At 52.2% G+C, this 25,040-nt stretch carries 20 protein-coding genes, 1 other RNA gene and 1 pseudogene; 10 read left to right on the top strand and 12 right to left on the bottom strand.

Annotated features, from left to right (window positions below; all coding sequences use genetic code 11):
* Positions 1-77: 77 nt before the first annotated feature.
* A pseudogene (locus tag BZG73_RS01320) lies at positions 78-1,463 on the top strand (IS1182 family transposase); the annotation flags it as partial.
* A 374-nt stretch (positions 1,464-1,837) separates the two neighbouring features.
* Here BZG73_RS01320 and BZG73_RS01315 read toward each other — a convergent pair.
* Complete coding sequence (locus BZG73_RS01315) at positions 1,838-2,968, bottom strand: DUF3103 family protein (RefSeq protein ID WP_077667370.1); 1,131 nt, start codon at positions 2,966-2,968, stop codon at positions 1,838-1,840.
* A gap of 228 nt (positions 2,969-3,196) precedes the next feature.
* The gene (arcA, locus tag BZG73_RS01310; protein WP_077667369.1) at positions 3,197-4,417 is read right to left on the bottom strand and encodes an arginine deiminase; all 1,221 of its coding nucleotides are present in this window, start codon (positions 4,415-4,417) and stop codon (positions 3,197-3,199) included.
* A 327-nt stretch (positions 4,418-4,744) separates the two neighbouring features.
* Between arcA and rraB the strand changes: the two genes are divergently transcribed.
* Complete coding sequence (gene rraB, locus BZG73_RS01305) at positions 4,745-5,125, top strand: ribonuclease E inhibitor RraB (RefSeq protein WP_077578682.1); 381 nt, start codon at positions 4,745-4,747, stop codon at positions 5,123-5,125.
* Positions 5,126-5,194: 69 nt separating this feature from the next.
* Here the strand turns inward: rraB and BZG73_RS01300 are convergent, their stop codons facing one another.
* The gene (locus tag BZG73_RS01300; protein WP_077667368.1) at positions 5,195-5,719 is read right to left on the bottom strand and encodes a GNAT family N-acetyltransferase; all 525 of its coding nucleotides are present in this window, start codon (positions 5,717-5,719) and stop codon (positions 5,195-5,197) included.
* A gap of 295 nt (positions 5,720-6,014) precedes the next feature.
* Between BZG73_RS01300 and BZG73_RS01295 the strand changes: the two genes are divergently transcribed.
* The gene (locus BZG73_RS01295; RefSeq protein WP_077667367.1) at positions 6,015-7,145 is read left to right on the top strand and encodes a YjgN family protein; all 1,131 of its coding nucleotides are present in this window, start codon (positions 6,015-6,017) and stop codon (positions 7,143-7,145) included.
* Positions 7,142-8,143, top strand: coding sequence for a M48 family metallopeptidase (locus BZG73_RS01290; protein ID WP_077667366.1), 1,002 nt, complete (start codon positions 7,142-7,144; stop codon positions 8,141-8,143). Before BZG73_RS01295 ends, BZG73_RS01290 begins: the two co-directional genes overlap by 4 nt.
* A gap of 63 nt (positions 8,144-8,206) precedes the next feature.
* On the opposite strand, the gene BZG73_RS01285 is transcribed toward BZG73_RS01290, so the two are convergent.
* From BZG73_RS01285 to pepA, 4 genes are all read right to left on the bottom strand, one after another.
* Positions 8,207-8,590, bottom strand: coding sequence for a DUF2061 domain-containing protein (locus tag BZG73_RS01285; RefSeq protein ID WP_077606068.1), 384 nt, complete (start codon positions 8,588-8,590; stop codon positions 8,207-8,209).
* A gap of 233 nt (positions 8,591-8,823) precedes the next feature.
* Positions 8,824-11,682: a valine--tRNA ligase gene (locus BZG73_RS01280; RefSeq protein ID WP_077606069.1), complete on the bottom strand. Its 2,859-nt coding sequence runs from the start codon at positions 11,680-11,682 to the stop codon at positions 8,824-8,826.
* Between the two features lie 18 nt (positions 11,683-11,700).
* Positions 11,701-12,231, bottom strand: coding sequence for a DNA polymerase III subunit chi (locus tag BZG73_RS01275; protein WP_077606070.1), 531 nt, complete (start codon positions 12,229-12,231; stop codon positions 11,701-11,703).
* A 151-nt stretch (positions 12,232-12,382) separates the two neighbouring features.
* Entirely contained in the window at positions 12,383-13,894 is a 1,512-nt protein-coding gene (gene pepA / locus BZG73_RS01270; protein ID WP_077606071.1) for a leucyl aminopeptidase, read from the bottom strand.
* Between the two features lie 191 nt (positions 13,895-14,085).
* On the opposite strand from pepA, the gene lptF reads away from it, so the two are divergent.
* On the top strand, positions 14,086-15,186 hold the full coding sequence (gene lptF / locus BZG73_RS01265) for an LPS export ABC transporter permease LptF (protein WP_046073952.1): 1,101 nt from the start codon (positions 14,086-14,088) through the stop codon (positions 15,184-15,186).
* Positions 15,186-16,259, top strand: coding sequence for an LPS export ABC transporter permease LptG (gene lptG / locus BZG73_RS01260; protein WP_046073953.1), 1,074 nt, complete (start codon positions 15,186-15,188; stop codon positions 16,257-16,259). The genes lptF and lptG overlap by 1 nt, the downstream gene beginning before the upstream one ends.
* A 105-nt stretch (positions 16,260-16,364) precedes the next feature.
* Here the strand turns inward: lptG and BZG73_RS01255 are convergent, their stop codons facing one another.
* From BZG73_RS01255 to BZG73_RS01235, 5 genes are all read right to left on the bottom strand, one after another.
* The gene (locus tag BZG73_RS01255; RefSeq protein WP_077638563.1) at positions 16,365-18,317 is read right to left on the bottom strand and encodes a TonB-dependent receptor domain-containing protein; all 1,953 of its coding nucleotides are present in this window, start codon (positions 18,315-18,317) and stop codon (positions 16,365-16,367) included.
* Positions 18,318-18,651: 334 nt separating this feature from the next.
* Positions 18,652-19,197: a BON domain-containing protein gene (locus tag BZG73_RS01250; protein WP_046073954.1), complete on the bottom strand. Its 546-nt coding sequence runs from the start codon at positions 19,195-19,197 to the stop codon at positions 18,652-18,654.
* A gap of 3 nt (positions 19,198-19,200) precedes the next feature.
* The gene (locus BZG73_RS01245; protein ID WP_046073955.1) at positions 19,201-19,791 is read right to left on the bottom strand and encodes a phosphoheptose isomerase; all 591 of its coding nucleotides are present in this window, start codon (positions 19,789-19,791) and stop codon (positions 19,201-19,203) included.
* A 3-nt stretch (positions 19,792-19,794) separates the two neighbouring features.
* Positions 19,795-20,160 (bottom strand): YraN family protein, encoded by a 366-nt coding sequence (locus BZG73_RS01240; protein ID WP_046073956.1) that lies wholly within the window; start codon positions 20,158-20,160, stop codon positions 19,795-19,797.
* Entirely contained in the window at positions 20,157-22,007 is a 1,851-nt protein-coding gene (locus BZG73_RS01235) for a penicillin-binding protein activator (RefSeq protein WP_235605999.1), read from the bottom strand. Before BZG73_RS01235 ends, BZG73_RS01240 begins: the two co-directional genes overlap by 4 nt.
* Before the next feature lie 61 nt (positions 22,008-22,068).
* On the opposite strand from BZG73_RS01235, the gene rsmI reads away from it, so the two are divergent.
* The 4 genes from rsmI (at position 22,069) to rsmH (ending at position 25,039) form a co-directional block, all read left to right on the top strand.
* A complete protein-coding gene (gene rsmI, locus BZG73_RS01230; RefSeq protein ID WP_046073958.1) occupies positions 22,069-22,926 on the top strand; it encodes a 16S rRNA (cytidine(1402)-2'-O)-methyltransferase in 858 nt (285 codons plus the stop codon).
* Between the two features lie 54 nt (positions 22,927-22,980).
* An RNA gene (rnpB, locus tag BZG73_RS01225) (RNase P RNA component class A) lies at positions 22,981-23,361 on the top strand.
* Positions 23,362-23,613: 252 nt separating this feature from the next.
* Complete coding sequence (gene mraZ / locus BZG73_RS01220) at positions 23,614-24,072, top strand: division/cell wall cluster transcriptional repressor MraZ (RefSeq protein ID WP_046073959.1); 459 nt, start codon at positions 23,614-23,616, stop codon at positions 24,070-24,072.
* A 16-nt stretch (positions 24,073-24,088) separates the two neighbouring features.
* Entirely contained in the window at positions 24,089-25,039 is a 951-nt protein-coding gene (rsmH, locus tag BZG73_RS01215; protein WP_077667364.1) for a 16S rRNA (cytosine(1402)-N(4))-methyltransferase RsmH, read from the top strand.
* The last annotated feature ends 1 nt before the right edge of the window (position 25,040 follow it).

Below are 25,040 nucleotides of genomic sequence, written 5' to 3'. Positions count from 1 at the left end.
TCAGACTGCTGACAAAGGTCTAGCTTTCGAGCTAGACCTTTGATCTAATAGGAGTGTCGCAATAGGGATGCTCCGGTATGCTTCAAGAACCTTCTCCACACCAATATGAACTTGAAATGGTGACGATGGAACAACTTGTTCCCAAAGACCATCTTGTTCGTAAAATCGACCGTGCCATCGACTTCGAGTTTATTCGAGATGAAGTCGCCCACCTTTATTGCAAAGACAATGGCCGACCACCGATTGATCCCGTTCGCCTGTTTAAAATTATCCTGCTTGGCTATCTCTTCGGCATCAAAAGCGAGCGTCAGCTTGTTAAAGAAATTGAAGTTAACGTTGCTTATCGTTGGTTCTTGCGTATGTCGCTGACAGAGAAGGTCATCCATGCGTCTACGCTGAGCCAAAATCGTATTCGTCGCTTTAATGGCACGGATGTCTTCGAACGCATATTCAACCATATTGTGGTTCAAGCTATGGAGAAGGGCTTAGTCGCAGGGCAAGAGCTGTACACCGACAGCACGCACCTTAAAGCCAGTGCGAACAAAAATAAGCATGTGAATAAACTGCGCCCGGTGAGCGCCGGCGCTTACCTAGAGATGTTGGATGAAGACATCGTCAGTGACCGCAAAGCAGAAGGAAAAACGCCGCTCAAGGACGCGCCATTAAAGACGGACGTCAAAAACACAAAAGTGAGTACGACTGACCCTGAAAGTGGCTTTATGACCAGAGATAATAAGCCCCAAGGCTTCTTCTATCTTGACCATAGGACCGTTGATGGCAAGCACGGTATCATCGTTGATACGTATACAACCCCAGGGAATGTCAACGACTCACAACCGTATATCCGTCGCCTTGACCACACACTCGCGCAATTTAACCTCAATCCTATCGCCGTGGGCATCGATGCTGGCTACTTCACGGCACCGATTGCCGAATCCTTAGAGCGTCGCAGCATTCTTGGCGTGTTCGGCTATCGTCGCCCTTCTCGAACGAAGAATACGTTCAAGAAAAAACACTTCACATACGATAAGAAAACCGACACATATCGCTGCCCCAAAGGGCAAACGCTTATCTATAAAACAACCACAAGAGCCGGCTATCGTACTTATCACTCAGACCCAAAGCAGTGTGCGTTCTGTCCGGTTAGAAACGACTGTACGCAAAGTAAGACCATGCAAAAGGTCATCACGCGTCATCTTTACACTGATGCAGTAGAGCGTGCTAATGAAATGCGACTGTCTCGTTATGGCAAAAAGATATACAAGCGACGAAGTGAGACTGTGGAGCGAAGCTTCGCCGACGCTAAGCAGCATCATGGACATCGCTACGCACGCTTCCGAGGGCTTGCAAATGTGCAAATGCAATGCTGGCTGGCGGCGGCTGCTCAAAACATCAAGAAGATAGCGTTAGTGGTGAGCTATCTAAGAAAATGCGGCTTTAACATGGCGGATATAAGGCAAATTGGCTTCTATCCGCCAATTTGGGCGTTGGTCGGTAGCGACCACTCTCTAACAAAAAATATCGCGATCGCGGCCTACGGCCGCTTATCAAAAAGAACCCCGCCTAAAAAGGCGGGGTTCGTCAGCAATCTGANGAAGATAGCGTTAGTGGTGAGCTATCTAAGAAAATGCGGCTTTAACATGGCGGATATAAGGCAAATTGGCTTCTATCCGCCAATTTGGGCGTTGGTCGGTAGCGACCACTCTCTAACAAAAAATATCGCGATCGCGGCCTACGGCCGCTTATCAAAAAGAACCCCGCCTAAAAAGGCGGGGTTCGTCAGCAATCTGAACGCAGCCCTATGGCTGCGTTTTGGCTTTCTATCCCCAGTCCAAGATTATTCTGTCGGTTCAATGGTCAGTGGTTGCCAGGTGGCGATGGTGTTGCCGCCGGCGCTGGGGTGGTCGCGGTATTCGCGGTCTTTGAGTAGGGTGTAGTACACGTCCACAAAGTCATCATCGTTGGTGAGCCAGCCGTCGGGGATGGCTTCAATGATTTTGCCGGTGATCTTGGTGATCACGCCATAGGCTTGCACCTCTAAATCTGGAATGGCGGCAATGATGTCGCTCGCCACCTCGTTAAGTTTCAAGGCCAATTCTTTGTAGTTGGTGCCGTCGTCTTGCTCCATCAAGATCACGTCCGCCGCGCCCCAGCGATAACGCTCCCAGTGGATCATCACTTGATTAGGGTGATAGGTGGTTTGGTCGTAATCCAAATAGGGCATATCGACAATGTCGAGCGTTGGTTCGTCACGGCTAGGATTCACGCCGGTGACAATCGCGTATATCTCGGCCGCGCCGGAGATCCAAGGCTCTTGGTCGTCTTCAAGGCGGATTGATTTGAGCACTGTGGTGTCAATGGGCTCGGCTGGTCCTTGTGCCATCATTGGCGCGTGACGACGCATGCGGGACGCTGGGGCTTGCTCGGCCAGGGTGCGGCGCATCACTTCTAGGCCAGCTTTAAGTGAGGCTTCACCATTGGCATCCACTACCAAAATAGGACGGTCAGGCAACTGATGAACGTCTAGCCAGTGTACCTTGCCGTTGGTGTCGTAGGCTTCAATCTGGGTCCAGGTTTTATCATCGCCTGCTGGCTCAAAGGCAAACAGTGGCGCTTGGCCAGCTTGCCAGCGTGCGAGCATGCTGGGGTCTGCCAGACGCACTTCAAGCAACTGTTCGGCGACCTCTTCGACCCCTTGTGCCTCTCGCAAGGCGCGGTCGGCCGCGCGCAGTTGATCATTAAGCTGATGTGCACGCGTTTGGGTGAGACTTTGTAGCGACGCATTCAGGCCATAGGCATTAATGCTACGGTGGAGCACAGGCGCTAATAGCGCATAATCTTGACTCAGTTGTTTGGCGGTGTCGCGTTTTATATCAACCACTGAATTATCGGCATTGGCCGCAAAAGCGGGAGTCAAAGCTTGGGTGATGCCAGCCAATAATAGGGCAATGAGCGTATTTTTCTTCATCGCGTTTCCTTTTTGTTGTGTTTCCAACTGACGCCAGCGGATGCTGACTAAGGCCATCATGCGACGTAAATGAGAAATAATGCTATTTAGAAAATAATGTGATGTGAGCCGAGTTCATAAAAAAGGCGCAACTGCGGCATGAAATTAGTCACTTTTGGTACCAAAGTGTGCGAGTAGCAAAAAAACGCCCGGCCAAGTGGCCGGGCGTTAAAGCGAAAAGGCGTGAGGTTAAATGCCGTCGCGTTCGAGTGGGCAGCTCATACAGCGCGCGCCACCGCGGCCACGACCTAGTTGGTCACCCGGGATCGAGAGCACCTTGATTCCGGCTTTGTCGTATTTCTCGTTGGTGTAGGTGTTGCCTTCATAACCAATCACCACCCCAGGTTTGACCGTGAGCACGTTGTTGGCATCGTTCCATTGTTCGCGCTCGGCAGCATAGCTGTCACCGCCGGTGGTAATGATGTTCAGCGGGCCAACGTCGAGCGCTTTTTCAATCGCGGTGAGGTAGCAAGACTGCGCTTCCACGTTAAGGCTATCTTCGCCTTTGCGGGTTAGGCGCCAGCATGGCAAGTCGGGGCGCATCACAGTGGGGTAAACCGAGAAGGTATGCACGTCCATGTGGGTCATCACCGTATCTAGGTGCATGCACGAGCGGTTTTTCGGCAGTTGCACGGCAATCACTTCTTTGGCTTGGCCACTAAACAGCAGGCTGCGTGCCAGCTGCTCAACCCCTTGTGGGGTGGTGCGCTCGGACATGCCAATTAATACCGCGCCGCGGCCAATAACCAGCACATCGCCGCCTTCAATCATGGCGTTGTCGTAGTCACGTACTTCATCGCCGAGGTAATTAATAAACGGGCTATCGGCAAATTCAGGGTGCCAGCGGTAAATGGCACGTAGGTGGTTGGTTTCACGTTGGCGCGCCGATTTGGCCATGGGGTTGAGTGATACGCCGCCATACACCCAGCACGAGGTGTCGCGGGTAAATAGGTGGTTAGGCAGCGGCTCAATTACAAAGTCGGTCTTATCATGCATGGCCTGCATCATCGAGGATGATTGCACGGGCAAGTCGATATAGCTTAAACCGCCAAGTAGAATGTCAGCGAGGGTGTTGTGGTCAATGTCCGCCATATAAGCGCGTACATCACTGGCGAACTGATAACCGAGACGATATTGATTGAGTTGGGTGTCGAGCAGCCATTGCTTGGCTTCTGGCACCGCGAGGGTTTCGACCAGTAAATCGTGAAGTAGGTAAACGTGTACGCCTTGGTCGGTCAGTGTGCGGGCGAACATATCATGCTCTTCGCCTGCGCGCTCAACGGCCAATACATCATCAAACAGCAGTTCATGGCAGTTAGATGGCGTCAGGTGGTTCAACGCTCGTTCAGGGCGGTGAAGCAGCACACGCTTCAGTTGCCCAACTTCGGATCCAACGTAAAACTCACTCATGGTAGGTCCTCTTTTTCCTTAATACGGGCCAGGTAATGAGACAAACAGCGCTTTGCACACACGGGAGGTGTACTCACCGGTTAGGTGGGAATGCAGGCCGTTTGCACAGGGTGGGCGTGTCTCATCTCCTCCTTGGATGCTCGAATAATGACAACCTTCTCGGGGGAGGTCAATGTTACAAATCACTAACAATCTCGCCGGACTAGCAAGGTCACAGAAATTTCATTAACTTGGCGGTTTTCTCATCAGTGACACTATGATGGAACGTGGCATTTTTTGCTAAACCGTGCCATATTGCGCCCGTATTCATTTTCTGGAGTCGCGTCTATGTCACAGGCTGAACTTATCGAACAACAACACCAAGAAACGCGGATGATCATCGAGGAGCTTCTCGCCGATGGCAGTGATCCTGATGCGCTGTATACCATTGAGCACCACCTGTGTGCCGATACCTTTGAAGCGCTGGAAGATGCGGCGGTAGAAGCCTTTAAAATGGGCTTTGAAGTGGCCGAGGCTGAAGAGCTTGAGCTGGAAGAGGGCGGCACTATTGTTTGCTTTGATGCAGTGATGGAAACGGCCTTGAATGCTGAGCGCATTGATGAGCAAGTTGAAAAGTTGGTGGCGTTAGCGGATAAGCACAACATTGATTACGACGGCTGGGGCACTTACTTCGAATCGGATGAAGACGACGCTCCCGAGAGCGAGTAACGCGCGATCGCCGAATAAAACATACTGATTAAAGCCACGTTAACGTGGCTTTTTTTGTGCCTAGTGGGGTTAGAGCGTCTTTATCATGGTGACTTCACAGCTATCGTGACCGGTGTTGCCCATGCGCGCACACGGGGTAAAGCCGAGTGATTGATACAAGGCAATGGCGGCGGTGAGGTTGGCGGTGGTCTCGAGATAACAGCGTTGATAGCCCCATGCACGCGCTGTTTCCATCGCCTGAATCGCTAATTGTTTCGCCATCCCTTTACCTCGCAGTGCTGGCAAAAAATACATTTTTTGTAGCTCGCACACGCTATCGTGTCCAGGCAAAGGGGCAATACCGCCACCGCCGAGGATCTCCCCATCGGCTTCAATCACCCAATAGGCCGCTTGCGGGTGCGTATATTGCTCGCTAAGGCAGTCAAGGGTGGGATCAGCGACGCTAAACCCGGCATCGGCACTGAGACCATGCTCGGCAGAGACGCGACGAATCACATCGGCAATCGCAGGGTTATCGTTTGGTGTCATTAAACGCACGGTTAAAGGTGCGTGTGAGCTTGGCTCGTGTAAGTCTTGGGGCCTATCCTGGGCCATGAATACACTCCGAATTATATATGTATCAATAAATTACCTCACCAGATGGCTTTTCACAACTGAGTGCCGCCGCAGCAAGATGCGTTTATGGTCGTCTTTTATTATTCCGCCTCATTCTTAAGATTGCCTTGTGTTATTTTTTCAGTGCTCTCTTGTTCTCCCCCCGTTGCGGGATATTGGTTGTATTTCTGTCTATTTTTTTAACCAAAACACTCAAGCTTGTGCCATAATTCCTGCCGGTTTTTTGGACGTTGTAATGTTAATTAGCATTTATTATTGATTAAGAGATAAGTGAATGGAAAATCAGGTTAAATTTCATGGTCAGGGGAAAGAGTTCTTCGGCATATGGATTGTAAATATATTGTTGTCTTGTGTGACTTTGGGGATTTACTCGGCATGGGCAAAAGTACGAACCAATCAATATTTTTACGGTAATACAGACATTGCGGGCGATCGTTTTGGTTATCACGCCTTACCTAAACAAATTTTGATTGGCCGGATTATCGCAGCGGTGTGTGTATTGGTTTGGGTGATTGCTAATCAGCTTTTCCCCATTGCATCACTGGCTTTGCTAGCGATAGGGGTAGCCTTGATGCCCTGGTTAATTCGCAACAATATGCGCTTTGATGCCAGAATGACCAGCTACCGTAATGTTCGGTTCGACTTTACGGGCAAACTGTCAACCGCGTACCTGGTTTTCTTGGGGCTGCCGGTATTGTGCTACCTCAGCATAGGCGTGGTGTCGTTCTTTGGCGGCTCGCAACTGACTGGTGGCCATTTTGGCTTTGGCATCACACTCCTTTTACTTGCCATTGTGGTTGGCTTTTTGTCTTATGCATGGATTGCCTCGCAAGTCGCACGTTATTACCTCAATCACTCTACCTATGGAAATCAAAAATTTAAGGCTGAGGTAAGCTGGAAAATATTTGCCAAAACCTATCTGCAAGCCGGCCTTATTTGGTTTGGCCTTTCGGCGGTGGCTGGGATCGCAGTGGCCATTGTGATGGGAACCGATGTCAGTGCCTTCACATCGCCAAGCAGCGGCAGCTTCCAGTTACTAATCATCGGGGCCTACCTATTCTTAGCGCTGACGGTCATCATTATTAACGCTTTTATTCGTACTAGGATCCGCAACTATCTCTTTGGTCAAGTCGAAGTCGGCGATAGCCCTGCTTATCAATTGGCGTCTCGCATGACAGTGGGGGGGCTTTTGTACTTACTGATGACGAACTTGGCGTTGCTGATTGTCACCATTGGTATTGCCACACCATGGGTAAAAGTGCGCACTGCGGCCTATCTTGCCAATGTGACCTTTGTTATCGGTGATTTGTCTCAGCTGCACGCTGAAGGCGAGGCGGTGACCAATAACAATGCCGTGGCTGACGAGGTGGCTAATGCCTTTGATTTAGGTGTAGGTATTGGATGAGTTGGCGAGGCATCTATCACCCTCCCCACAGTGCGACAAAGCTCGATGCTGAGCTAACGCTGGCTGATCGCCATGTGTATATCACCACTGAGCAGGGTGAACATGCTTGGCCACTTGTAGACATGGATGTGTCGGTACCGGTGGGGAATCTGCCATTGGTACTGACCTTTCCTGACGGGCAAACATTCATCCCTGATGAGAGTCAGTCTCTGGCCACTGCGCTTGGACCTTCGCGGCGCGGAAAGTGGTTGCATTGGTTGGAGCAGCACAAGTTAGCGATTCTGGCAAGCTTGCTGGTGGTAGTGTTATTGGTGGTGCTGCTGTTTAGCCATGGTTTGCCTGCTCTGAGTCGTAGCTTGGTGCCCTGGGTGCCTGATGAGGTCTCCCGCCAGATTGGTCAGCAAACTCAGGAGACCTTGGATGAGCATATGCTAGCGCCGACTGAGTTGAGTCAGGCAACGCAGGTGCAGGTGCAGCAACAGTTTGACGCTTTGGTCGGGCAGTTGCCGACGCTTCCTGTTGAGCCAAGGCTCGAGTTTCGGCAGTGGGAAGGCACTGCGAATGCGTTAGCACTCTCTGATGGCACTATTATTGTGACCGATGCGCTTGTCGCGTTAGCGGATACCCCCGCACAACTGAATAGCATCTTGTTGCACGAGGTGGGGCATTTGGCATACCAACACTCGCTGAAGTCCCTGGTGCGTGCCGCCCTGATCTCGACCACCGTTGCCTTGCTAACCGGTGAAAGCACGGGGTTAGCTGACAACTTATTGGGAGGTGGCGTGTTTTTGCTGACGCAAGGCTACTCACGCGACGATGAGCGAGAAGCCGATGCGTATGCCCAGCAACATATGACGGCTATCTATGGGAATGCGAATGTGATGAAGGTGATGTTTGAGCGGCTCGGTGAGGCAAATAATACGGGTAAACAGCTAGAGTGGTTAAGTACGCACCCTGGCATGAAAGCGCGGATTGAGGCGATTGAAAACGCGCGTTAAATGCTCGTGAGCAAGCGTAAACAATAAAAAACCATCGGCACCTTCAGCGTGCCGGTGGTTTTTTTAATGATGATGCCCCAAGTGAAGCGGTGCCGGTTTTACCGCATGGCGACGCTGCCACACCTTTTCATGGAAGAAGTACGCCAAGGTGTTGATGCTCGGCTCAACCAGCGCCAGTGCGCCACCGACTAGCCAATCGCCACTGATTAAATAGCCCACCAAAAAGGCAACGTTAAAGTGTATCACCGCAAAGCTGGCCGTTTTGACCGCTGGGCGCGCTTGGCGGCTAAGCTGCCAGAGTTTTTCATGAAGATAAAACGCGCCAGTATTGACGGTGGGCTCGGTCATCGCAATCAGGCTGCCAATGATGATATCGCCGGTTAGCACATAGGCCACGGTAAAGGCGATAGAAAAGTGGATAGCCGCAAAACTGAGTGTCTTCTTCATGGTGTAGCTCCTTATTGGCAACACGCGTTTAATCAACACTGACAGTATGTCGTGTCTTTGTCGATAAATAAAAACGGTTCTCACTATCTTTTACATAGAGCAGAGCTATCAACGGCGATCAGTGCTAGGGATAACAAGCGTTTAAAAGCTGACCAAGCCAAGGTTGCGCTGAGGTGGGATATAAAAAAAGCCACACCGAGCGGTGTGGCTTGATAGGCTGAGTGAGCCGAGGATTATAGCGCGGCGATCGTCGCTTTTTGCTCGCCAAGCTTGGTGAGGCTCTCACGGTAGCCGTCGAGCTTTTCACGCTCTTTCGCCACCACGGCTTCAGGTGCTTTGGCGACGAAACTTTCGTTGCCCAGCTTGCCTTCAACACGCTTGATTTCACCTTCGACTCTGGCGATTTCTTTATCCAGACGTGCTAACTCGGCGTCTTTATCAATCAAGCCCGCCATCGGGATCAAGATCTCCGAGCTGCCGACCAACGCAGAGGCACACGCAGGCAAGGTTTCGCTACCGTCAAGCACGGTGAAGTTGCCGAGTTTTGCCAAGGCATTCAAGGTGGTGCGGTTGCGGGTGGCACGCTCAGCATCACGGCTATCCGCGGCTTTTAGCATCACTTCAAGCGGCTGGCTTGGCGCAATGTCGTATTCTGCGCGCAGGTTACGGATGCTGACAATAAACTGCTTCACCCACTCAATGTCTTCTGAGGCTTGCGCGTTAACACGGCTGGCATCAAATTGCGGCAACGGCTGGTTCATAATGGTGTCGCCGTCGACACCGTCAACCAGTGGTTTGACGCTCTGCCAAATCGCTTCCGTGATGTAAGGGATCACAGGGTGCGCTAGACGCAAGGTTTTTTCCAAGACGGTGATCAGGGTGTAACGGGTCGCACGTTGCTGTGCGTCGTCACCTTTCCACAGTACGGGCTTGGTGAGCTCTAAGTACCAGTCACAGAACTGGTGCCAGATAAACTCATACAAGACACCGGCCGCCATATCGAGACGATAGTTGTCGAGGTGAGTATTGAAGTCTTTCGCCGCTTGCTGGAACTGAGACTCGATCCACTGATCGGCCAGTGAGAATTGCATCTCGCCGCCGCTCATGCCGCAATCTTGCTCTTCGGTGTTCATCAGCACGTAACGGCTGGCGTTCCACAGCTTGTTACAGAAGTTGCGATACCCTTCAAGGCGCTTCATATCCCAGTTGATGTCACGGCCGGTTGAGGCCAATGCCGCGAGGGTAAAGCGCAGTGCGTCGGTGCCGTGGGCTTCGATGCCATTCTCGAAGGTTTTACGGGTCGCCTTTTCAATCTTTTCTGCCAGCTTCGGCTGCATCATGTTGCCGGTGCGCTTGGCAACCAAGTCATCAACACTGATGCCGTCAATCATATCGAGCGGGTCGAGTACGTTACCCTTGGATTTTGACATCTTGGCGCCACTTTCATCGCGGATAAGACCGGTCATGTAAATGGTCTTAAACGGCACTTGTGGCTTGCCGTTTTCATCTTTGATGAAGTGCATGGTCATCATGATCATGCGCGCCACCCAGAAGAAAATGATATCAAAGCCTGATACCAACACATCGGTGGGGTGGAAGGTTTTCAGTGCATCGGTATTTTCTGGCCAGCCTAGGGTGCCGAACGTCCAAAGCGCGGAGGAGAACCAAGTATCCAACACGTCTTCGTCTTGGCGTAGCGCGACGTCGTCGCCAATCTGGTTATCGCGACGCACTTCGTCTTCGTCACGGCCCACATAGACATTGCCTTGATCGTCGTACCACGCAGGAATGCGGTGACCCCACCAAAGCTGACGTGAAATACACCAATCTTGCACATCACGCATCCACGCGAAGTACATGTTCTCGTACTGCTTAGGCACAAATTGGATATCGCCGTCTTCAACAGCTTTTACCGCCGGCTCTGCTAATGGCGCGGTGCGCACATACCACTGGTCGGTCAGCATTGGCTCAATCACTACGCCGCCGCGATCGCCATACGGCACGGTCAGATCGTGATCTTTAATTTCATCCAATAAGCCCAGCGCATCAAATTCGGCCACGATCGCTTTACGTGCGGCAAAACGCTCCAGGCCTTGGTAGTTTTCTGGCAGGGCACTATCGAACGCATCACTTGGCTGGCCTTTATGGTCAAATACTTCAGCCTGATCGCGAATGTCGGCGTTCAAGGTCAGGATGTTGATCATCGGTAGCTGGTGGCGCTGGCCGACTTCGTAGTCGTTAAAGTCGTGCGCAGGGGTGATTTTCACACAGCCGGTGCCTTTTTCCATGTCGGCGTGCTCATCGCCCACAATTGGGATGCGACGATTGACCACAGGCAGCAATACGTGCTTGCCAATCAGGTCTTTATAGCGCGGGTCTTCTGGGTTGACCGCAACACCGGTATCGCCCAGCATGGTTTCTGGGCGAGTGGTGGCCACCACGATGTAGTCTTTGCCTTCGGCGGTTTGGGCGCCATCAGCAAGTGGATAACGGAAATGCCACATGTGGCCTTTCTTGTCTTTGTTTTCCACTTCTAAGTCAGAAATGGCCGTGTGCAGCTTAGGATCCCAGTTCACCAGGCGTTTACCGCGGTAAATCAAGTCTTCTTGGTGCAGGCGAACAAACACTTCTTTGACGGCATTGGAAAAGCCTTCATCCATGGTGAAGCGTTCGCGATCCCAGTCGACAGAGGCCCCTAAGCGGCGCAATTGTTGGGTAATGGTGCCACCAGATTCGCCTTTCCATTGCCAAATTTTGTCAACAAAGGCCTCACGACCGTAATCGTGTTTGGTTTTGCCTTCTTCGGCGGCGATCTTGCGCTCCACGACCATCTGCGTCGCGATACCGGCGTGGTCCGTTCCCACTTGCCATAGGGTATTTTTGCCCTTCATCCGTGCGGCACGGGTCAGGGTATCCATAATGGTATCCTGGAACGCGTGGCCCATATGCAGGCTACCGGTCACGTTTGGAGGCGGGATCATGATGCTGAATGCATCTTTGCTGGTATCACCATGAGGTCGGAAATAGCCCGCCTCTTCCCAGCGCTGATACAGCGCTTTTTCGATTGATTGTGGATTATATGTCTTTTCCATAGCGCTCTTGAAAGATCGTCAAGGTTTGGGCGATTGGTCGATGGCCAGGGTATGAAGTTGCAGGCCTGCCAGTCGGTATGCTTTATATCGGTGACGCGCGTGCTGTTTGAGCGTCTCATCGCAAGGGACGAAGTCTACCACTTGTGCAAACGAAGGCGCAAAATTTGATGGCTCTGTCGCCAAATTGATAAGCACGCTGCGATGACCCGTATGACGTACGCCTGGCCAGCCTATTTCCACCGGTGCGCCGCCTCGCGGCCCTTCACCGACCAAGTTATGGGGCAAAAATACATCCGGGTCACGTTGCCACAGTAGATCATCGAGTTGATGCGCTTGGGCTTGGTCGTGCGCGGCCAGGTAAATGCGTTGCCCTTGTTGATAGTAGTAAAAAGCCAATTCGATAGCGGTTGCTACTATGATTTGTGTGTCACGTTGTTGCGTGTCACTGTCTTTGCTTTCACGCGCTTGCTGTTCGGGTGTTAGCCCCGGGCGTTCGGTATCGTCGGCTGAATCAGTCGGCGATAGCAAATAAAAGGTGGCGGTGGGCATATACGCTCCTAAATATGAGAAACGGCCTCCGTCCCAAAAGCAGGGTGTCCGGGTAGCGCGAGCCCAACAACATAGCCGATTGTGCGCACTGACACCAGTATTGAATAAAGCGTGAACAAAAAAAGGAGGCCGGTTGGCCTCCTTGTGTTCGTTACTCTTCCACTTCTAGGCCAGAGCGGTTAAGTAGGAATTGCACCAACAATGGCACGGGGCGGCCGGTTGAGCCTTTTTCTTTACCGCCGCTTTTCCATGCGGTACCCGCGATATCCAGGTGCGCCCAGTTGTATTTCTTGGCAAAGCGTGACAAGAAGCACCCGGCGGTGATGGTGCCGCCACCTTTACCGCCAATATTGGCCATATCGGCAAACGGGCTGTCGAGCTGCTCTTGGAACTCGTCAGTCATTGGCAGACGCCACGCTCGGTCACCGGCTTGCTCTGAGGCGTTAATAATATCGTGCGCCAATGGGTTTTGGTTGGCAATCAAGGCGCTGATGTGGTGGCTCAAGGCCATGATGCACGCGCCCGTTAAGGTCGCCACATCGATCACACACTCTGGCTCATAACGCTCGACATAGGTGAGGGCGTCACACAGTACCAAGCGGCCTTCGGCGTCGGTGTTGAGCACTTCTACTGTCTGGCCTGACATGGTGGTAAGAATATCACCCGGACGATAGGCTTGGCCGTCTGGCATGTTTTCGCAGCCTGCCAGCACCCCAACAACGTTAATCGGTAGGTTGAGCTCGGCCAGCGCGCGCATTACCCCAAACACGGAGGCAGCGCCACCCATGTCGTACTTCATTTCGTCCATGTTGGCGCCAGGCTTGATAGAAATGCCGCCCGAGTCAAAGGTTAGGCCTTTACCCACCAATACAATCGGTTTGGCGTCTGGGTCAGGGTTATTTTTGTACTCCATGATCGACATCATCGACTCATTTTTTGAGCCTCGGCCAACCGCCAAGTACGAATGCATGCCCAGTTTTTCCATTTCTTGCTCGCCGATGATACGGGTTGTGACCGTTTCATAGTCGTCGGCAAGGCGACGCGCTTGCGAGGCAAGGTATGCCGGGTTGGCCACGTTTGGTGGCATGTTACCCAAGTCTTTACAGGCGTTAACACCAGAGGCAACCGCCAAACCGTGCGCGATGGCGCGCTCACCCAGGTTCAGCTCACGACGCGTTGGCACATTGAACACCATTTTGCGCAGTGGGCGGCGAATTTCTGGCTTAACGCTTTTGAATTGGTTAAAGGTGTACAGGCTGTCTCTGGTGCTTTCAACCGCTTGGCGCACCTTCCAATAAGTGTCACGGCCTTTAACATGCAGCTCGGTTAAGAAGCAGACCGCTTCCATTGAACCGGTTTCATTGAGGGTGCTGATGGTTTTCTTGATGATTTCTTTATACTGACGTTCACCGAGCTCACGCTCTTTGCCGCAGCCGACCAACAATACGCGCTCTGATAGGACATTCGGGACATGGTGCAGCAGGAGCACCTGGCCGGGTTTACCTTCCAGATCACCGCGGCGCAGCAGGGCACTGATGTAGCCGTCGCTGATTTTATCAAGCTGCTCGGCCACTGGGGAGAGGCGGCGAGGCTCAAACACACCGACGACAATACAGGCACTGCGTTGCTTTTCGGGGCTACCGCTCTTTACACTGAACTCCATTTGTACTCCTAGATCCTAAAGACAATTGAGACCAAATGTTGGATAATGCCGCCTCTATGTTGTTGAACGCTCTAGATGCGCCCGGATTAGCCGGCGGTCAACAAATGGCCGAAAGATTAGAAAACAACTAATTAAACCAGAAACTATAGTTATTCGAGTAAAAAAACAAGTTTTCCATAGGTGCCTTCGCTTTGATAATTGTTCGATATTTGATCCGGGAGACGGTTAAGACGCAAGTTGCAGTCTTATTTGTGTTATTTCTGGTCTTTTTCAGCCAAAAGTTCATCCGTGTGCTGGCCAATGCCACAGAAGGATCGATCCCCAGTGATCAAATTATTACCTTAGTGGGTTTGTACATGCCGTCCATGGCAATGTTGATGTTGCCGCTTAGTTTGTATATCGGGATCTTGATCACTTTTGGTCGTCTGTATGCTGAGAGTGAGATCACCGTGATGAATGCCACCGGGATCGGCAATGAGTTTCTGATCCGCGCGGCGCTTTACTTGGCCATCATTACCGGCTCGGTGGCCGCTTTTAACGCACTCTGGCTAACACCGTGGGCCAATAACCAAGAGTTAGAAGTCATGGAGCAGCTGGAAGCTAAATCAGGGCTTGAGTTGCTGGTGCAAGGACAGTTTCAAAGCGCCCCCTCGGGCGAGGCGGTGATTTTTGTTGATAATATTGAAGATGATGGCCAAACCCTGAATCAGGTATTTGTTGCCCAGCCCGTGCCGCGTGACTCCTTGTTGCCCAACGTGGTGGTGGCGGATAAAGGCTATGTTTCTGAGCTCGACGATGGCCGCCAAGTACTGGACTTGGTCGATGGCACCCGTACTGAGGGGCTGCCGACCCAGCTTAACTATGGCGTGACCACCTACGAGAACTATCAGGTCTTAATTGGTCAACGCGAGGTGCGCGAGAAAAGCCGCGATTGGGACGCGGTGCCTACCTTGCAGCTGTTTGGTGAGTCGAGCTTGAAAGCACGCGCTGAGCTACAGTGGCGTATTTCCTTGGTACTGTGTATTCCATTGATGACCATGATTGTGGTGCCATTGTCGGCGGTGAATCCGCGTCAGGGACGATTTGCCAAGCTCTTCCCCGCTATTTTGATTTACTTGGCGTACTTTTTGTCGATCAGTGCGGCTAAATCAGCGGTCGAAGACGGCGATCTCCCGGCACAAATTGGGCTTTGGAGTGTTAATGTCGCCGCCTTGTTATTGGCCGTCGTGCTTGCCGGTTGGGACTCGCTACCGGTGCGAAAACTCAAAGCTAGCGTAAAAGGATCTGCCTGATGTTTCGCATTCTTGATTGGTATATTGGTCGCACCCTGATTGGCACCTCCTCCTTGTGCTTGGCGACACTGGTGGGATTATCAGCCATCATTAAATTTGTTGAGCAGCTGCGCTCGGTGGGAGATGGTACTTACACCATGGGCAAGGCGATTTTATACGTGGCATTGAGCATGCCGCGTGATATTGAAATGTTCTTCCCGATGGCCGTATTGCTGGGCGCCTTGATTGGCTTGGGGATGCTGGCATCCAGCTCCGAGCTGGTGGTGATGCAGGCAGCGGGGATCTCTAAACTGCAGATTGGCATGTCGGTGCTCAAAACGGCGATTCCCTTGATGCTAATCGTGATGGTGCTGGGCCAATGGGGCGCGCCCGATGCGCAAAAAGCCGCGCGTGAGTTACGTGCCATCGCTAAATCAGGCGGCAATGTGATGTCGGTACGGCGCGGCGTATGGGCGAAAGACGGCAATGACTTTATTTATATCGCTCGTGCCGATGAGCAAGATAATCTCACGGGTGTGAGCATCTGGAAGTTTGACGATCAGCAAAACATGACCAATGTGGTGTTTGCTGAAAGTGCCGATTATCTCAACCAAGATAGCTGGATGCTCAAAGACGTCACCATTACTCGGATGCAAAAGCGCGAAGCGATTTCTAACGTGCAGCAAGATCAACTGGTGTGGAAAACGACTCTCACGCCAGACAAACTGGCGGTCGTGACGGTAAAACCCGAGGAGTTATCCTTATCAGGCTTGTACAGTTATGTGACTTACTTACGAGCTTCTCAGCAAGATGCCTCGCGCTATGAGCTCGCCTTATGGCGAAAAGCCGTCCAACCCTTGTCGATTGCGGTCATGATGTTGCTGGCGCTCAGCTTTGTGTTTGGCCCACTGCGGAGCGTTACCATGGGGGCACGTGTGCTCTCTGGGGTGATCTTTGGCTTTGGCTTTTATATTGCCAATGAGGTCTTTGGGCCAATGAGCTTGGTATACAAATTACCGCCAGCGATTGGTGCCATTACCCCAAGTGTGATTTTCTTAGTGATCACCTTACTGCTGCTCCGGCGTAAACTGTAACTGGTCAGGTGCAAATTGTCGCTTGGCAGTGAGCCATCGAAAAGGATCTAAAAAGGGCCGACATGCTGTCGGCCCTTTGTGTATCACGGATAGGAGAGTCAATGCTTAGAAGCTGTAGCTCATGCCTAAACGTAGGTCTCGTCCTGGCTCAGGCATGCTACTGCCACTGCTTAAGGTGAACGAGCTGTGCTCGCTGTATTCCTTGTCGAGCAGGTTGTTGACCGCCAATGAAACCGTGAGCCCTTGGTAGGCCGCCGGTTGCCACTGCGCGCGCACGTCATGTACTACATAGCCAGGCTTCTCGTGATCGCCGTCTTGCACATCAGTTAAGCGCTCAACGCCTGTCAGGGTATAACCTAAGCTGACATCCGTATCGACCAATTGATATTGCGTATCCCACACCCAAGTATTACCGACTGATGCGCCGACTGCCATTTCGTCGCCTAGAGGATCGCCGTTTTCATCTTCCATGTTGACATGGCTATAGCTAAGCTGCGTATCGAACTGATTGAGCGCCCAACCCACGCGCGCCTCGATACCTTGGCTCGTGACCTCATCCTCGAGGTTGTAAAGGTAGTGCGGGTCGCTGCCGCGATCATACGCCTGGAAGTTTTCTATGCGGGTATTAAAGCCGGTGACCGCCAGATTCAGGGTGTCTTGCTTGGTCAACATGCCATAGCCTTGCCACTCAACACCGATTTCAGCTTGTTTAGCGTGCTCGGGCTGTAAATCTTTATCTACTTCAACGGCACCGCCAATCAGCAACACTTCCCGCGTTTTGGCACCGCGCACGGCTTCACCGTAGCCAGCATGGAGGCGTAGGTTGTCCGTCGCTTGATAGCTCAGTTGCACGTTAGGTGAAACCTCACTGCCATCGACTTCGCCCGCTTGGCCATAATCGGTGTGGTAGTCATCAAAGCGTGCGCCCCATGCAATGCCAAGATCGCCGACTGTCATTCTATCTTGTAAAAACAGGCCGATATTGCGCGCTTTATCTTGGTTATTAGCGCCGCTGGCTTCATCGTAATCGAGGTTTTCGGTTTTTTGCTCGAACATATCGATACCCGCGGTGAGCGCATGTTGTACCGCGCCGGTATCAAAGCGCATTTGGTTACGAATATCGCCGCCGATTTGACGGGCCCGGCTAAAGGTTTCGCTTTCAATCCGATCCAGATCTAAGGTGTTTTGATACAACTTGGTGGTCAATTCAATCCAGTCAGAATCCGGTGCCCAGCGATGTTGAAAAGAGAGGGTTTCGCGCTCGGTCTCTTGATAGCTGCGAGACTGGCGGCTGAAGTAGGGCATATGAGCACGGACAAAGTAATCGCCCTGATCGGTACGACGCTCGGCACTGACACGGACATCGTGATCGCCGTGATTTAACAGTGATAACTTAACTAGGTAGCTACGTTGTTGGCTCGCCGTTGCCGGCTGCAGATCGCCGCCGCCGTGGCGATAGTCATCACTATTACGGCCTTTCATGTAGGCAAGAATACCGAGCGACTCTCCCAAGCGACCATAGACGGCAGAGCTGCCAGAGGTGGCATTGGCTGCACTTTCAAGACCACCTGAAAGTCGGGCACCGATAGTTTGGCCGGCGCGCAGCATATCTTGTGCGTCTTTGGTTTCAAAACGTACACTGCCGCCCAGCGCGCCGGGGCCACTGTCGGCACTCGCTGGACCTGACTCGACCCCGACTCGTTTGAGAAGCTCGGGCTCAATACTTAAACGTCCTTGGTGGTGGAATAAGTAACCCCCTTGTGCGGCACCATCGACGGTGATGTTGAGGTTAGTGTCTTCAACACCCCTCAAATAGACCTTCTGTCCGGCACCTACACCACCACCGACGTTGATGCTGGCGTTGTCGCGAAACATGTCTTCCAGATCTTGTGCCTGACGGGCTTCTAGCTCTTCAGCACTGACCGCCATCTTGCCCTGTAGGCTATCGGCGGTGACCGTCACCGTTTCCACGGGCTGTGCGTCTTGGGCGTGTGTGGGGAGGCTTAGCGTGCCTGCCGTGATGAGCGCAAGGGTAAGCGGGTTTAAACGTAAATGCATGTCATACTCCTATGCAAATAGTTCTCATTTGTTTGTGACGGGACTATATCAGGCGCAAATAGGATTCACTATCAAAAATTCTAATAACAACCATTATCATTAGTGTTTGTAACTGTTTTGTATGTGATTAGGGAAGAGATGTAGCGCTGATGTTTTTTCTTGAAGATAAAAAAGAAAGAAAAGAGTAAAGAGAAAGCAACGCGGTTGACGACAAACAAGATAACGAGTGGGGGAGTGCGAGTGACGCAGCAGTAGAAAACGTCCCGGCGTAAAAAAGCCGGCAACAAGAGGCCGGCTGATAGATAGATCGTTTATCGTGAGTGTGAGGCGCGCCTTATGGCGAGTTGTCGTCACCCACATATTGGAAAGCTTTGATCACGCGCTCAACGCCACGCACATTGCGGGCGATGTCCACCGCTTTGTCCGCTTGCGCTTGGGTCACTGCCCCCATTAAAAACACTTCTCTGGCTTCAGTGATCACCTTGATGTTGACCGAACGCAACTGATCATCAGCCACGAATGCTGCTTTGACGCGGGTTGTGAGCCAGCCATCGGTGCTGATATCGGCAAGGCCAATCATCGGTGCGTCGCGCACTTCGTTATAGACCACGTCGACATTATCTAACGCGCGAATGCGCTCAACCAGTTGCTCGGTAAGTGCCGGATCGGTGCTTTGCCCCACCAACAGCGCTTGCCCTTGAAAAGCGGCCGCTTTTGCTCGAATTTTGTTCCTAAACGGTGGCTTGTTGACAATCCCAGCGGTGTTTAGGCCAATTTGCGTGTCCTGCCACTCCTCGCCAGTGGTGCGTGGATCGGAAGAATACACGGTGGAACACGCTTGCAAGGCAAGCGCAAACATCAAGGTGACTATCAGGCGCATGATTTATTCTCCGTGAGAGGGGAAGAGCACCTGATCGATAAGATCGCACAAGCAATGCACAGTGAGTAAGTGCCCTTCCTGGATCCGTGCCGTGCGTTGTGATGGGATACGGATTTCTACATCGCGCTGTCCGAGCAAACCGGCCATCTCTCCCCCGTCTTTGCCGGTCATTGCAATAATCGTCATATCACGGGTAACGGCCGCTTCCATGGCTTTGATGATGTCTTTACTGTTACCACTGGTGGAAATCGCCAGCAAGATATCGCCAGCTTGTCCCAACGCACGAACTTGCTTAGAAAACACTTCATCATGACTGTAATCGTTGGCCACCGCCGTTAAGGTGGTGGTGTCTGTGGTCAGTGCTAACGCTGGCAAACTCGGACGCTCGGTTTCAAAGCGATTAAGCAGGCAAGAGGCAAAATGTTGCGCGTTGGCCGCGGATCCGCCATTGCCACAGCAAAGAATTTTGTTGCCGTTAAGCAGGCTCTGTACCATCACCTGTGCCGATTGTGACAGATACTCAGGGATCGCTTCGGCAGCAGCAATCTGGGTTTGAATACTTTCGGTAAAGCTCTCTTTGATGCTCTCTAGCATGACTTACCCTTGAACAATGTTTTTAATCCAGTTAACCGCCTCAACACTGCCATCAAAGGTGACGGCGTCAAAGCGAAATTCTGTTTGTGTACTTTTCACCCCGTGGCACTGCATCCAGCGCTCTGCCGCGAGAATTAAACGCTTTTGCTTAGCAGCGGTAATACTGGCCGCTGCGCCACCAAAACCACGTCCGCGGCGAAAACGAACCTCAACAAACACCAAGCAGGTACCGTCTTGCATCACCAGATCGATTTCCCCGCGGCGACTGTGCGCGTTTTTATCTAAAACACGGAGCCCATGACGAGCGAGGTATTGACAAGCTTGTGCTTCGTAAGCCTGCCCTGTTGCCCTAGTCGGCGAACCTGTCACTGCCCGTCCTGTCTCGTTTGGTGGTTAACCGGCTCAATGTCTGTTTTACCAAAGCGCGCCCAGTCTAGTTGTCGATGAATAACACAGTGCTCAGCGAGTGAGAGCTGACCGGTCTGGCCGCTAAACTGATAACCGGGCTGTGCCTGCATCTGTGGCAACCCTTTTAGTAGGCCGTATGCGTCCATCCCAAGCGCGTGTAAACGTGTGGTGTTATTGCTCGGCGATGGGTGGCGCTGTTGGTAACGCTGGTACGCTGCGCTTTGCGGGCTAATAAGCAGCGGAATATCACTAAACTCTATGCCTTGCAGTTCGGCTAGTTGTCCCATGCCGTCTGCACGGTTGTTGCTGCGCGAGCTCGCGTACAGCTTGGGTGGCTGGACATCTGGGTTGATAGCGACTTCGATAAATGGCTTGAGCAAGGTGAGCTCAGCGGCGCCGGCGACCATATAAACCGCATCAATGTCACGCCGACTGCGCGCTTGCGATTGCAAAGGCAAGTCGGTGAGCTGTTTCATTTGGGCGATTCGGCGCTGGCTCGCGTCTAAGCCGAAAATATCACGGATGCGTGCTTGCATCTTATCACGATCACCCAGCGGTGCGCGCTCTACGTCTGTATCCGTCAATGATTGCCAGCGCGCGGAGAAAGCATCACGCATCCGCTGACCAAAGGCAGAGTCAGGATAGAGCACCAGTGGGAATTGATACCCTTGCTGGTACAAGCGATCAGCCGCTTGCGCCGCCTCTTGTTCGGGCGACAAGGTAAAATAGCATACCCCTTGCTGATAGTTGTCATCCGTGGGTTCATTCAGTGCTAACAAAGGCACTTGCCCAGCAATGGCGTTGCTGACGGCGGCGACTTTATGTTTTTGCAGCGGCCCAACCACAAAATCAACGCCGTCATGGGTAATGCGTTGGGTGAGCGTGTTAACGTCTAGGGCGTTGGTGTCGTAAAAACGGACTTCAGGGCGTTGCTCGCTATCAGCATCTAGCATGGCTTCGACAAAACCATCGCGAATCGCATCCCCTTGCTCAGAGAATTTGTCGGTCAATGGCAGCATCACACCAACACGTGTTGGTTGGGTGATAGTCAATGCTTGGATATCGGCCAAGTTATCAGGGAGATATTGGTTTGCTGGATGCGCAGGATGCGACGCTAAATACGCATCCAGTTGGTTTTGCATCTCAGCCACATCGCCGGTGTAACGGCGAGCGATATCAAGTAAATCAACCCAGCCGGCGAGGATGTCATCGTCGCTGCTTTGCAACTGTTTGATTTCACTTTGACTCAGTAGCTGTAAATCTTGCCACAAGGTATTCCATGCCTGCTGCGCGTCATCGGCGTTGGCATAATTCGCTAATTGGTACTGGTTTTTTACCGCGTCGAGCGCCTGATCTTGCTGGCGGGCAATCTTGGCCTTTTGCTGGTAAAAGCGGACATACTGACTGTCGTTAAGTTGCCAGTCAGGTGAAAGCGCCAGCACCTGATTGGCGTCGGCAAGTTGGCCGGTTTGTGCGTAAAAGCGCGCCCGAGCCAGTGTCCACTCAATACGCTGCTCGGTATTGAGTTGGCGTTCTGACAAGCGCTGCAATAGCACGTCCGCTTGGTTAAACTGCTGCTCGTTAATCAGCGCTTTGATCGCCAGTAGATACCAGTCGTTTTGCTTCTCGCCTTGGCTGGTTTCCGCTTGCAACAGGTAAAATGTCGAGTTCTCTGTTGCTGGCTGACTGATGACATCACGCGCGGTTGGCGTGGTGGACGGCGCACTACATGCAGCCAGCGCTAACGCTAGGGCTACAGGGGTGATAAGTCGTGTTACACTTTGACGCTTCTGGGTAAGTTTAACCATGAACATGTTTCAACCGTGACAACGTTGCCCCTATCTTAATCGCCGAAGGGTTGTTAAACAAATGACTGATGCAAATCTATCCGACCATGCTCACCCCACGCTGTACATTGTGCCGACACCGATAGGCAACTTGGCGGATATTACCCAGCGTGCTCTCGATGTATTAGCCAGCGTGGATCTGGTTGCCGCCGAAGATACACGGCATACTGCACGATTGCTTTCGCATTTTTCTATTAATGCCAAAACGTTTGCCTTACATGAGCATAATGAACAGCAAAAAGCGGCAGCGTTATTAGCGCGTTTACAACAAGGTCAGTCGGTCGCACTAGTCTCGGACGCGGGGACACCACTGATTAGCGACCCAGGCTACCACCTTGTCACGCAGTGCCGTGAAGCTGGCGTGAGAGTGGTGCCTTTACCTGGCGCTTGCGCGGTGGTCACCGCATTAAGTGCCTCTGGTTTGCCTTCAGACCGCTTTAGTTTTGAAGGGTTCCTGCCCCCGAAAACAAAAGCACGTCAAGATACGTTCCGCGCGTTGGCCGATGATCCTCGCACCTTGATTTTCTATGAATCGCCGCACCGGATTCGCGATAGTTTGGCGGATATGCGTGAAGTGCTGGGTGAGGCGCGCCGCGTGGTATTGGCGCGTGAGTTGACCAAAACCTTTGAGACCATTCATGGGGCGCCATTGGGCGAACTGATTGAGTGGTTAAACGAAGATGCCAATCGGCTTCGCGGTGAAATGGTGTTACTGGTCGCGGGCCACCGCGCCGATAAAAACGCCTTGCCGTCAGCTGCCTGTCACGCGCTGAGTTTGTTAGCAGCTGAGTTACCACTCAAAAAAGCAGCGGCATTGGTGGCGGAATTGTATTCGGTTAAAAAGAACGCACTCTACAAATGGGGCCTAGAGAATTTGTAGCTGAGCGTGATTTACCCTGGCTTGCGTGGGTATTCTTCTATATACTCCCCCGCTCGAGTTGGCCGGGTAACCGCTGCTTTATTGATGTCCCACGGGAGACTGATGAAGGGGAGGAAAGTCCGGGCTCCGCAGGGCAGGGTGCCAGGTAACGCCTGGGAGGCGTGAGCCTACGACCAGTGCAGCAGAGAGTAGACCGCCGATGGCTTTTCGGAGCACAGGTAAGGGTGAAAGGGTGCGGTAAGAGCGCACCGCGCGACTGGCAACAGTTCGTGGCACGGTAAACTCCACCCGGAGCAAGACCAAATAGGTCCCTATTGGCGCGGCCCGCGTTTGGGGACGGGTAGGTTGCTGGAGCCTGTGAGCAATTGCAGGCCTAGACGAATGGTTACCGCCGTTTTTACGGTACAGAACCCGGCTTACAGGCCAACTCACCTCATTATCGGGCGAGCCTTTTGGGCTCGCCCTCTCTTTTTCAGCGTTTGAGTCAGACGATTTGGTTATAACCTCATGTAGCAGATTGGCTAACTCAAGGATTAACCCGCTGAAATATCTTGTTTAATCTTCCTAAGTGTGATCTTTGTCACTGTCATGGCTTGCTTGACTTTCTTTTTACCTGCTACGTACACTTCTGGGTGGGAAAATGTGGTGTAAAGTGGATAATCTTGGTGAAAAAGGGAAAATAGCGCCATGCTACGCGGCGTCAGTGCCATATCGGTCGACAAGAAAGGGCGACTCGCCCTACCCACTCGCTATCGCGATGGCTTAATTAACCATTGTGACGGCCAGTTTGTGTGCACGATCGATCATCAGCTCCCTTGTTTGGCCTTGTATCCTGTGCCTGAGTGGGAAGTGATAGAAGATAAGCTTGCACAGCTATCGAGCTTTCAGCCAGCAGAACGGCGTTTACAGCGGTTGCTACTCGGTCATGCGTTTGATTGTGAGATGGATAGCCAAGGGCGACTCTTGCTGTCTGCGGCGTTGCGTCAATATGCGGGGCTTGAGGGCAAAGCGATGCTGGTGGGCCAACTCAACAAGTTTGAGATTTGGGATGAGCAAACATGGCAGGCACAAATTCGCCAGGATATGGACACACAGGCGGAATCAACCCCGATGATCAGTGAGCGGTTAGCAGACCTCTCTCTGTAAATAATGAAGTGAACTTATGTCAGAACAATATACCCATGTTTCCGTCCTATTGAACGAATCGGTAGACGGCCTTGCGATAAAGCCAGACGGCATTTATGTCGATGGTACCTTTGGTCGCGGCGGTCACTCCCGTCATATTTTGTCTCAACTGGGTGAGAACGGGCGCTTATACGCCATTGATCGCGACCCTCGTGCGATTGAAGAAGCCAACACCATCGACGATCCCCGCTTTCATATTATCCATGGGCCGTTTTCTGACATTGAAACTTACTTGAGTGAACGTGGCTTGAGTGAAAAAGTCGATGGGATCTTGCTCGATCTTGGCGTGTCGTCTCCGCAGTTGGATGATCCTAGCCGCGGATTCAGCTTTATGCATGACGGCCCTTTGGATATGCGCATGGATCCGAGTTCTGGTCAGTCAGCGGCGCAGTGGTTAGAAACTGCCAGCCCAGATGACATTGCTTGGGTGTTAAAAGTGTTTGGCGAAGAGCGTTTTGCTCGCCGGATTGCTAATGCGATTGTCCGCCATCGCGAGGACGAGGAGGCGCCGGCGCTGTCTACTACCAACCAACTGGCCAAGTTGATTGATAATGCGGTGCCGTTTCGAGAAAAGAAAAAACACCCGGCAACGCGCAGTTTCCAAGCGATCCGCATTTATATCAACAGCGAGCTCGATGAGATTGAGCACGCGCTGCAAGGCGCGTTGGCAAGCCTCGCCCCCGGTGGCCGTTTGTCTGTGATCAGCTTTCACTCGTTAGAAGATCGGATGGTGAAGCGCTTTATTCGCAAACAAAGCAAAGGCCCAGACGTGCCTAAAGGGGTGCCTTTAACCGAAGCACAAATTGCCGAGATGGGCTCAGCCGCGATGAAACCGATTGGTAAGGCGGTTAAGCCCTCTGCGAAAGAGGTGGAACACAATGCGCGTGCGCGTAGCTCGGTGTTACGCGTGGCGGAGAAATTAGGGTAAA

The sequence above is a fragment of the Salinivibrio siamensis genome, assembly GCF_001996005.1.
Taxonomy (GTDB): Bacteria; Pseudomonadota; Gammaproteobacteria; order Enterobacterales; family Vibrionaceae; genus Salinivibrio; species Salinivibrio siamensis.
Note: the sequence above shows the minus strand (reverse complement) of the source record. Positions and strands in the feature narration are given on the sequence as shown.

Excerpts from the sequence above, each read along its gene's own strand:
- BZG73_RS01315 (WP_077667370.1), bottom strand. The coding sequence starts at position 2,968 with ATGAAGAAAAATACGCTCATTGCCCTATTATTGGCTGGCATCACCCAA.
- arcA (WP_077667369.1), bottom strand. The coding sequence starts at position 4,417 with ATGAGTGAGTTTTACGTTGGATCCGAAGTTGGGCAACTGAAGCGTGTG.
- rraB (WP_077578682.1), top strand. The coding sequence starts at position 4,745 with ATGTCACAGGCTGAACTTATCGAACAACAACACCAAGAAACGCGGATG.
- BZG73_RS01300 (WP_077667368.1), bottom strand. The coding sequence starts at position 5,719 with ATGGCCCAGGATAGGCCCCAAGACTTACACGAGCCAAGCTCACACGCA.
- BZG73_RS01295 (WP_077667367.1), top strand. The coding sequence starts at position 6,015 with ATGGAAAATCAGGTTAAATTTCATGGTCAGGGGAAAGAGTTCTTCGGC.
- BZG73_RS01290 (WP_077667366.1), top strand. The coding sequence starts at position 7,142 with ATGAGTTGGCGAGGCATCTATCACCCTCCCCACAGTGCGACAAAGCTC.
- BZG73_RS01285 (WP_077606068.1), bottom strand. The coding sequence starts at position 8,590 with ATGAAGAAGACACTCAGTTTTGCGGCTATCCACTTTTCTATCGCCTTT.
- BZG73_RS01280 (WP_077606069.1), bottom strand. The coding sequence starts at position 11,682 with ATGGAAAAGACATATAATCCACAATCAATCGAAAAAGCGCTGTATCAG.
- BZG73_RS01275 (WP_077606070.1), bottom strand. The coding sequence starts at position 12,231 with ATGCCCACCGCCACCTTTTATTTGCTATCGCCGACTGATTCAGCCGAC.
- pepA (WP_077606071.1), bottom strand. The coding sequence starts at position 13,894 with ATGGAGTTCAGTGTAAAGAGCGGTAGCCCCGAAAAGCAACGCAGTGCC.
- lptG (WP_046073953.1), top strand. The coding sequence starts at position 15,186 with ATGTTTCGCATTCTTGATTGGTATATTGGTCGCACCCTGATTGGCACC.
- BZG73_RS01255 (WP_077638563.1), bottom strand. The coding sequence starts at position 18,317 with ATGCATTTACGTTTAAACCCGCTTACCCTTGCGCTCATCACGGCAGGC.
- BZG73_RS01250 (WP_046073954.1), bottom strand. The coding sequence starts at position 19,197 with ATGCGCCTGATAGTCACCTTGATGTTTGCGCTTGCCTTGCAAGCGTGT.
- BZG73_RS01245 (WP_046073955.1), bottom strand. The coding sequence starts at position 19,791 with ATGCTAGAGAGCATCAAAGAGAGCTTTACCGAAAGTATTCAAACCCAG.
- BZG73_RS01235 (WP_235605999.1), bottom strand. The coding sequence starts at position 22,007 with ATGGTTAAACTTACCCAGAAGCGTCAAAGTGTAACACGACTTATCACC.
- rsmI (WP_046073958.1), top strand. The coding sequence starts at position 22,069 with ATGACTGATGCAAATCTATCCGACCATGCTCACCCCACGCTGTACATT.
- mraZ (WP_046073959.1), top strand. The coding sequence starts at position 23,614 with ATGCTACGCGGCGTCAGTGCCATATCGGTCGACAAGAAAGGGCGACTC.
- rsmH (WP_077667364.1), top strand. The coding sequence starts at position 24,089 with ATGTCAGAACAATATACCCATGTTTCCGTCCTATTGAACGAATCGGTA.